Origin of the sequence: Burkholderia sp. Bp9015 (assembly GCF_003853505.1) — a bacterium.
Classification (GTDB): Bacteria; Pseudomonadota; Gammaproteobacteria; order Burkholderiales; family Burkholderiaceae; genus Burkholderia.
The window spans coordinates 177,617-184,093 of sequence record NZ_QTPZ01000014.1; the positions used below are offsets into that span (position 1 = coordinate 177,617).

At 68.9% G+C, this 6,477-nt stretch carries 6 protein-coding genes and 4 pseudogenes; 4 read left to right on the forward strand and 6 right to left on the reverse strand.

The window, feature by feature from the left end; translation table 11 throughout:
* The first annotated feature begins 54 nt into the window (after nt 1-54).
* From DIE12_RS17395 to DIE12_RS17410, 4 genes and pseudogenes are all read left to right on the forward strand, one after another.
* Nucleotides 55-801, forward strand: a complete 747-nt coding sequence (locus DIE12_RS17395) for a winged helix-turn-helix domain-containing protein (protein WP_124487619.1) — start codon at nt 55-57, stop codon at nt 799-801.
* A gap of 186 nt (nt 802-987) precedes the next feature.
* Nucleotides 988-1,185, forward strand: a pseudogene (locus DIE12_RS38650) (acyl-CoA dehydrogenase C-terminal domain-containing protein); the annotation flags it as partial.
* Between the two features lie 140 nt (nt 1,186-1,325).
* Nucleotides 1,326-2,306, forward strand: coding sequence for an NADPH:quinone oxidoreductase family protein (locus DIE12_RS17405; RefSeq protein WP_124521291.1), 981 nt, complete (start codon nt 1,326-1,328; stop codon nt 2,304-2,306).
* A gap of 91 nt (nt 2,307-2,397) precedes the next feature.
* Nucleotides 2,398-2,835, forward strand: a complete 438-nt coding sequence (locus DIE12_RS17410; RefSeq protein WP_124521289.1) for a nuclear transport factor 2 family protein — start codon at nt 2,398-2,400, stop codon at nt 2,833-2,835.
* 83 nt (nt 2,836-2,918) lie between these two features.
* Here DIE12_RS17410 and DIE12_RS17415 read toward each other — a convergent pair whose 3' ends face one another.
* The 6 genes and pseudogenes from DIE12_RS17415 to DIE12_RS17445 form a co-directional block, all read right to left on the reverse strand.
* Nucleotides 2,919-3,119, reverse strand: coding sequence for a hypothetical protein (locus DIE12_RS17415; protein WP_044848408.1), 201 nt, complete (start codon nt 3,117-3,119; stop codon nt 2,919-2,921).
* A 385-nt stretch (nt 3,120-3,504) separates the two neighbouring features.
* Complete coding sequence (locus tag DIE12_RS38655) at nt 3,505-4,104, reverse strand: DUF3331 domain-containing protein (RefSeq protein ID WP_260426340.1); 600 nt, start codon at nt 4,102-4,104, stop codon at nt 3,505-3,507.
* Between the two features lie 53 nt (nt 4,105-4,157).
* Nucleotides 4,158-4,433: pseudogene (locus DIE12_RS17425) on the reverse strand (efflux transporter periplasmic adaptor subunit); the annotation flags it as partial.
* A gap of 12 nt (nt 4,434-4,445) precedes the next feature.
* Nucleotides 4,446-4,658, reverse strand: a pseudogene (locus tag DIE12_RS17430) (FUSC family protein); the annotation flags it as partial.
* 57 nt (nt 4,659-4,715) lie between these two features.
* Nucleotides 4,716-5,669, reverse strand: coding sequence for a LysR family transcriptional regulator (locus DIE12_RS17435; protein ID WP_124521317.1), 954 nt, complete (start codon nt 5,667-5,669; stop codon nt 4,716-4,718).
* A 658-nt stretch (nt 5,670-6,327) separates the two neighbouring features.
* A pseudogene (locus DIE12_RS17445) lies at nt 6,328-6,477 on the reverse strand (hydrolase); the annotation flags it as partial.

Below are 6,477 nucleotides of genomic sequence, written 5' to 3' on the forward strand. Positions count from 1 at the left end.
GGCCGGCGTGACGTCGCGATGCGCCGTGCGGGCCGTCGTGCTGGACGATTTTCCATGGCCACCCAAGTTCTCGTCGTAGAGCCCGATCCGCGCATGCGCGACAGGATCCGCGTGCTCCTGCGCGGCTGCCAGATCGATACGTCGGCGCTCGACGATGTGTCGATGCTGCTCGCGCACGTGAGCGCGGCACCGCCCACCCTGATCGTGTTGCGGGTCGAACGGCCAGCCACGACGTTCTACATGGCGCTCGGCGCACTGCGGCGGGCCGGTTACGACATGCCGGTGATCGTGATCAGCCGCGACGCGCAGGTGGTCGACAAGGTCGTCGCGCTCGAGATCGGCGCGGACGACTATGTCGTGGAGCCGTTCGAGCCGATGGAGCTGGTCGCACGCGTGCGCAGCGCGATGCGCCGCTACGCGCCGAACCGGCCGGAGTCGCCGCGCGGGCCGCGGAATGCCGAAACCTATGCGTTCGGCGACATCGAGGTGAATTTCGTCACGCGGCGCGCGACCCGCGCGGGAGACGACCTCGGGCTGCGCGCGAGCGAATTCGCGCTGCTCGAACTGTTCATCTCGCAGCCGCTGCGCGTCCTGTCGCGCGCGGAGATCCTCGCGCTGCTGGGGCTGACCGTGGCCGGGCGCTCCGAGCGCGGGCTCGACGTGCTGATCTTCCGGCTGCGCAACCTGATCGAGCAGGCGGTCGGCGACTATCGCTACATCCGCACGGTGCGCGGCAAGGGCTACATCTTCGTGCCGCTCGGCACGCTGGCAGACGACGCGGCCCCCCCGCCGCACGCGTGAGCGGGGCGCGGGCACGTCGGGCATCGCGCCCGGTGCGTCGCGCGCCGGCATCGACCAACCTTCGCCTGCGCATGCCGCCATCGCCCCGGTTCACCATCGGGGCGACCCGCCATTGTCGGTTTAGAACGACCGTGCTAAATTTCCCGCCAGCATTGGCAGTCGCCGACCCGATCATCCGGTTTCGGAGCCTTTGGTCATCGGGTCGTCGCGTGGCCGTGGCTCGACGTGACGCTCGCCGCGCACGCGTGCGATCGCGATTTCCACGCCGGCAAGCGTGCCGCCGCGCGTTACTTCTTTCGCCGGGAGCTGCCGAAGGTGGATGCGCAGCTCGACCTGCTGGCGAGCGCCGATACGACGACGCTCGAGATGCGCGACGCGTGGTTCAGAGCGCCGCGCAGCACGAATGATGGTGACGCGGCGCGGGCCGATGCGCGTGCGCTGCGCGCCGATCGCGCGGGCGCGTCCCGCTGCCGTATCGATGCCGTATCGCTGCGCGACGACGTCGCGCGAGGAGAGAGGAGAGCATGAAAGCCCTGTTGTGTACCGCATTCGGCCCGATCGACCGCTTGCGCATCGAGGACGTCGCGGTTCCCGAACCGGCCGCCGGCCAGGTGCGGATTCGCGTGAAGGCGGCGTCGCTCAACTTCCCCGATGCGCTGATCGTCCAGGGGCTCTATCAGGTGAAGCCGGCGCTGCCGTTCTCGCCCGGGGCGGAATTCGCCGGCGTGATCGACGCGGTCGGCGACGGCGTGAGCGCCTGGCGGCCCGGCGACGAGGTGGTCGCGTTCACCGGTCATGGCGGTTTCGCGGAGCATTGCGTGGCCGACGTGCAGCAGATCGCGGCGCTGCCGCCGGGGATGACGTTCGAGCAGGGCGCGGCGCTCGTGCTGGCCTACGGCACGTCGCTGCATGCGCTGCAGCAGCGCGCGCGCCTGCAGCAGGGCGAGACGCTACTGGTGCTGGGCGCGGGCGGCGGTGTCGGGCTCGCCGCGATCGAGATCGCGAAGGCGCTGGGCGCACGCGTGATCGCGGCCGCGTCGAGCGCGGACAAGCTCGCGCTGTGCCGCGCGGCCGGCGCCGACGACACGATCGACTATGCGACCGAGGACCTGCGGCGCCGTGTCGACGAACTGACCGGCGGACGCGGCGCGGACGTCGTCTACGATCCGGTCGGCGGCGCGTACAGCGAGGCGGCGCTGCGCGCGACCGCGTGGCGCGGCCGGTTCCTCGTGGTCGGCTTCGCGGCCGGCGAGATTCCGAAGATCGCGCTGAACCTCGCGCTGCTCAAGGAGCGCGACATCCTGGGCGTGTTCTGGGGCGACGCGGTGCGGCGCGACCCCGCGCAGCATGCGGCGAACATGCACCAGCTCGCGCAATGGTTCGCGGCCGGCAAGGTGCGGCCCGTGATCACCGAGCGCGTGCCGCTCTCGGGCGCGGCCGACGCAATCGCGCGCATGGCGAGCCGGCAGGTGAAGGGCAAGGTCGTGATCCTGCCGGACGCGTGACGACGCCGGCGCGGCATCATGCGGCGGCGACCCGAGCGGGCGCCGCCTTCGAGCGGGTTTCTTTCGTGTGACGTTACCGGAGTCGTTGAGCATGCAACCCCTGTCGAATCTGCAACCTGCCGTCGCGACATCGCTCGCGACGTGGCACGCGATGCTCGCGCGCAAGGATTTCAGCGAACTCGACACGATCGTCCATCCGGACGCCGTGTTCCGCTCGCCGATGGCGTTCAAGCCGTACGGACCGGCGCCCCCGCTGCTGCTGGCGCTGCGCACGGTGCTCACGATCCTCGAGAACTTCGAATACCACCGCGCGTTCGCCGACGACGACGGCACGAGCGTCGTGCTGGAGTTCAGTGCGACGGTCGGCGACAAGCGGCTGAAGGGCATCGACATGATCCACTTCGACGTCGACGGGCGGATCGTCGAATTCGAGGTGATGATCCGGCCGTTCAATGCGCTGCAGGCGCTCGGCGCGGCAATGGGCGCGCGGCTCGGGCAGCAGTTGCCGGGGTTCAAGATCGGCGGGTGAGCGGCGGGCCGCCGGCCGGTGCGGAAAATGTCGCCGGCGCAACGCGACGGTCGCGCTCGCGTGCGGCGCCGGCCGGGCGCGCGTCAGTGAGTCTTGATCCTGACGCTGTAGCCCGCATCCTCGAACGCGACGACGAATTCCTCGGGGAACAGCCACGACTCGACCTTCACGTGCGACGTCGCGCGATCGATCTCGACCTTGGCGTCGGGATCGACGCGCCAGATTTCATGTTCGACCGCGCGGGCGGTATCCTCGTCGAGCGAGTGGTCCAGTACGAATTCCATGATCAATTTCCTGTTTTGACGGCCGCATTCACATGAGCGAGAGCGGCCGGTTGGCGAACGAAGCCGATGACGTCGACGGGATCGGACAACATGGGTCGACGATACGCGCGATCGCGTCGAACGATAAGCCGGCATGCGCGTGACGCACTGTCGCCCGTTGATCAACGAATCCGGTGAAGCGTGTGCGAACGGGCCTCGGGAGTGCGAAAGATGCGTTGCAGCCAAGATCGACTTGGCTCGCAGCGATGCGCGGCTCGCTTCGCGCCAGTGAATTGCCGATGAAGCAAGTACCGTTCCGCGCGATCGATGTTGCACGACACGGCACCGCATCACACCACGCACAACGCACAACGCACAACGCGCTCCGCGCATCACGCATCACGCATCACGCATCGAGCGACGCCACCGCATCTGCCGCGATCATCGCGAGGTGATTCGCGGGCCGCGGCCGGCCGGTCGGACGAAACACGGCCTCGCCCTGCACGATGGCGCGGCCCGAATACGCGCACCGTCCGTCTCGCCGGGCGACCGCGCGGCGCCATTTCTGTTCGCCGTAGTGCAGGCGGCCGCTTTCGACCCAGCGGACCAGTAGCGAATCGTGCGACCACTCCAGCAGCGTGACGTGAATCTGGCTGCGACCGGGTGACGAGATGCGCGGCGCGATGCCGACGAAAGAGACGTTCAGCATGATCGATTGCTTTCGGCGCGACCGCCGCGGCGCCGATCCGCATCGCGCGGCAACGAACGGCACTGCATCGGCCGCCCGGTGCGGCGCCGGAGTTCGTGAGTTAAGCTGAATGCCATTGCCAGTCTCCTGCCGGCCGGCGAGGCCGGCGCGGGGTCGATCGAGGCCGCGCGCGCTCGACGCGGCCGGTTCGGGATGCGTCGACGGAGCGGGTGCGCAGTACATACCGCTCGCATCGCCGACGAATGCCCAGTGTAAAAGCGCATGCCGGGCCACCGGAAGGCGCGCGAACAAGAACACGGTGTTGCCCGATATCGAACACGGGCGTGTGTGCCTACGGCCGCACCACGGCATCAAGTGCGCGTATCCGGCGCCGCGCCGCGCGCCATCGAGTGCGGCATCGGGCGCAGCGTGACCGTGCAGGTCGTGCCCGCCGCGAGGAAGCCGTCGCGCGGCATACCGTCCAGCCGGATCCGGACCGGCACGCGCTGCGCGAGCCGCACCCACGTGAAGATCGGGTTGAGGTCGGCGAGCAGCGTCGCGCCGGCCGGATTGTCGCGATCGCTGAGGCCGCGCGCGACGCTTTCGACGTGTCCGGTCAGCGACGGCCCGCCGGACAGCAGCCGGATCGCCGGCATCATCAGGATCACGACCGTCACCATCGCCATGCGCGGCGCTGCCAGCTCCAGCCGCATCGACACGCCCACCGCCAGCACGACGGCGACGATGGTCTTCGCGACGTGGATCAGGCGCGCGCCGTCGGTTCGGCCGTATTCGCGGCTCATGCCGAGCAGCATGCGAGCGAACGCCGCTGCGTTGACAGGCCTGGCCAGCGCGGGCTTGGTCGGCGGCATGGCGTGACGGCAGGACGGATCCGGCGGGACGGCGGCGACACGGTGGCGCGCATCGCGTCAGACGGAATCCGTCGACAGCATTTCGACATGCAGCTCCTTGTCCGTGCCGGCGGACGGCGGCGGATCGAGCAGCGCGATGCGCACGTGTTCGATGAACAGCTTCAGCTTGTTGCTCGCGTACGGATTGCGCGGATAGACCGCGTAGATCACTTCGTCCTGCGGTGCTTCATCGGCGAGCACGCGCACCAGCCGGCCGTCGCGCAGGCAGTCGTCCGCGATGTAGCGCGGCAGCATCGCGATGCCGATGCCTTGCACCGCGGCGTCGCACAGCGTTTCGCCGTTGTTGGACAGGAACACGCTGCCCGGGCTGATTGCGCGCGGCTTGCCGAGGCTGCCGGGCGTCGTGAACGTCCAGGTGGCCGACGGCGCCGTATGGCTGTAGTTCAGGCAGCGGTGCTCGAGCAGCGCGTCGATCGAGTCCGGTTCGCCGTGAGCGGCGAGGTAGTCGGGACTGCAGACGACGACGCGCTCGCATGCGGCGACGCGGCGTGCGATCAGCGCGCTGTCGGGCAGTCGCGCGGAGCGGATCGCGACGTCGAAGCGCTCGACTTCGAGGTTCATCGTGCGATCGTCGGTGTCGAGCGTGACGCGCAGCTGCGGATGCGCGGCGGCGAAGGCCGCGACCGCCGGCCCGAGCAGGCGGCGAGTGAGACTCACCGGCGACGTGATGCGCAGCTCGCCGCACAGTCCGTGCGAGCGTTCCGCGATTTCTTCGGCGACGTCGACGAGCCGGCGCATCGATTCCGACGCGGCACGATAGAAGATCATGCCGTCTTCGGTCGGCGTTACGTTGCGGGTCGAGCGCATCAGCAGCTGCACGCCGAGCGTGCGCTCGAGGTCGCTGATGCGCTTGCTGACGACGGACTTCGACAGGCCGAGCCGGCGTGCGGATTCGGTGATGCTTTGCCGCTCGACGGCGAACAGGAAGGCCTGGATATCGTCTATGTTCAGGGATTTCATGATGCTGTCCGAGGGGCGTCGGGCATGAGTAAAGGGCGGCCGTTTGCTGCGCTGCCACGCATGCCGAGGCGATCGACGGGCGACGCGACGGCGGCGGCCGGCCGCGCGAATCGTGTGACGAAAGCGCGGCGCGCGGCGGCATGCGCCGAAACGGCTGCAACGCGTGGGAAACGCGACGCGCCGCCGGCATGTCGCAGCCGCGCGAACGACTTCGCGCGGCTGCGCTGCAACGCGGCACGAACGGGCGGTTCGGGGGCGTGGCGGGTTACGCGAGCTTGATGCGAGTCCGATGCCGTTGGCAATCCGTATGAGTCCAAGCGTAGTGGAACGTGTCGCCTGTCGATAGCCGGGCCGGATGGTCCTCAGTGTTCCGTGCAGGGAACAATCGATCGCGCCACCATCGGGGACGGCACGATCTGCGAATCGCTGCCGGTGCTTGCCGGCGCGGCGGCGGGCTTCAGGCGATCTGATCGAGGCGATAGACCTCCACCGTGTCGACGGCATCCCAGTCGCGAGCCTGGAACGCCGCGATGTGCGTGCGTATTCGTAACGGATCGGAGGGAATGCGTCGACGCAGGGTGGTGTCGCGGTTGCGACCGCCGGTATCCGGACGGTCGCAACCGCACGAAACGGCATGCGCCGTCGCGGCTCAGTTCTTGTCGTACGAGAACTGGATGCCCGCGGTGCCGCCGGTTTCGATGAACAGGTTGATGAATGCCGGAACGGTTGCGCTGCGCGCCCAGTCGCGCTGCAGTTCGCAGAACAGCTGCGCGACGCTGATCATCTGGCCGCCGGCCTG

Coding starts and splice junctions, on each gene's coding strand:
- DIE12_RS17410 (WP_124521289.1), top strand. CDS start 2,398: ATGCAACCCCTGTCGAATCTGCAACCTGCCGTCGCGACATCGCTCGCG.
- DIE12_RS17415 (WP_044848408.1), bottom strand. CDS start 3,119: ATGGAATTCGTACTGGACCACTCGCTCGACGAGGATACCGCCCGCGCG.
- DIE12_RS17395 (WP_124487619.1), top strand. CDS start 55: ATGGCCACCCAAGTTCTCGTCGTAGAGCCCGATCCGCGCATGCGCGAC.
- DIE12_RS17405 (WP_124521291.1), top strand. CDS start 1,326: ATGAAAGCCCTGTTGTGTACCGCATTCGGCCCGATCGACCGCTTGCGC.